We start from the raw sequence: 1,816 nt of genomic DNA, 5'->3' as shown, positions 1-1,816 counted from the left end.
GCTCTAGCCCCAGCCAGTGATACCAGATGATTCCCCCAGCCGCAGCCGTCTGCGCCATGCGGCACACCGGTTCGACTGACGTGTCCGCCACCTGCCGCCACATAATGCTGCCTGCACGTCCATAGCTCGCACTCACCGCGGCCACAGAACGATCTCCCATCAAAGCGCGCGCAAACTTCACCTGTTGTGCGTCCTGCCAGATGGGAGCAACGACACCGGACCGCGACTGGTTGTCGGCCGTGTACCAGGTGGCTTCACGCGTGAGACGCCACTGGTCCAGTCCAGACTCTTTCAATCCTCCGCCCAGGTTGCAGGAGTAGAAGTTGTTCGGGCTCTTCTCCATCACGGTTGCTTTGTAAAGCTGAATCAGCTCGAAGGCCTTATCCATCAATGCCGAACGATATTCCTTCGAGTGCGGGTCTCCGATCTTGCGGCAGTTCTCGCAGTAGCAGACCTGCATCGTCGGCCAGCCGTTCATATAGACGCCGTCAATATCGTAGTTCGCATTCAGCTCGCGAATGATGGCTGGCTGTTGCCTGGAGTAGTGCTCGCTGAAGATGCAGGTAAAGGCAATCTCCGGTGCAGACTGCTGCAGGCCGCCGTTCTGATTCCTGCGAAACCAGAGAGGCTGTGTCTGTAGCAGCTCCGGATCGGTCCATTGAATATCCGGACTCATGCGGCCATACACGCGGATGCCACGCTTCTTGGCGGCGCGGAGACATTCTCCAAAGAGATCGCGGCCCTTCAGGTAGATGCTGTGATGAAAGAAGGGAACTTTCGACGGGTAGAAGGCCACCGGGCCGGAGACCGAAAGGGCCACAGCCTGCACCTTTGCGGCGGCCCAGTAGTCGGCCCATTGTTCAACGTTCTGTGACTCTCCGTCCCGTTCGTTGAAGTTCGTCTGGCCAATCCGCTTGATGGTCCTATACCAGGGAAGAGCGTCGGTCTGTTGTTCCGGAGCCGTAAGGGTGGCTGCCAACTCATTGCCCACAGCGTTTTTTGCAGCCAGCGATATGAGTGTTCCTGCACTCAGAGCGTTGAATTCCCGCCGGTTCATGCTCATTGATGTCAGCTCCTGTCTCCCTGTTTGTTAATGCCGCTTTAAAGATGGCGACGTTCGCGACCGCAGGGTACCAGATAGCGGGCACGGGCGTCGTTTGCAGTCTCTGGCTGCGAGCCTGTATAAGTCCCACGACGTTCAGGATCCAATTTTTACTGCGATGAGGAGTTCACACGATGGGTCTCAACACCACACGGCGGCGGTTTGTACAGCTTGTGGCACTTTCGGCGACGACTGCCCTTGGACGCACCGCTACAGCCGCACCCTCCCAGGGAACGGTGGAGAGCAAGACCGATCCTGCAGAAAAACTGACACAGCAGCCGGGTGTTGCATGGGCGTTGGAGCAGCTGCAGTCATCGCTGGAAGCAAAAGGCACATCTGTCAAAACCGGCGGCAAGCCGATGGCGACGATCGTGGTCGCTTCTGTTGGCAGTGAGCTCGCCAAAGGCTTTGAGGTGCCCGGCGATCACACCGCTGAGATGACCGTGATCGTCGCAGGAAAAGATCAGCATACTGTCATTCTCGTAAGTGGCCTCGACGGGCGAGGAATTACCTATGGTCTGTTGGAGCTGGCAGATCGTATTCGCGAGAGTGATCGCCTCGATGCAGCCTTCCAACTGAACGCGCCTATCGTGGAGCGAACTCCGAATCGTGTACGTAGTGTGGCGCGTGCCTTCTGCTCCGAGATCGAAGATAAGTCCTGGTTTTACGACCGTGCGTTCTGGACACATTATCTCGATAACATCGCTTCTGCGC

At 57.4% G+C, this 1,816-nt stretch carries 2 protein-coding genes; one reads left to right on the top strand and one right to left on the bottom strand.

The features are described 5' to 3' along the window. Positions 1–1,057 (bottom strand): hypothetical protein (locus tag AB4043_RS24325; protein ID WP_442308365.1); only part of this gene is annotated, 1,057 nt, incomplete at its 3' end. A 179-nt stretch (positions 1,058–1,236) separates the two neighbouring features. On the opposite strand from AB4043_RS24325, the gene AB4043_RS24320 reads away from it, so the two are divergent. Further along, the coding region (locus AB4043_RS24320; protein ID WP_442308364.1) for a hypothetical protein at positions 1,237–1,816 on the top strand (580 nt) is incomplete at its 3' end.

The organism is Terriglobus sp. YAF25 (assembly GCF_052113305.1).
In the GTDB taxonomy this organism is placed as follows: domain Bacteria; phylum Acidobacteriota; class Terriglobia; order Terriglobales; family Acidobacteriaceae; genus Terriglobus.
This window is presented reverse-complemented; position numbering and strand designations above follow the sequence as displayed.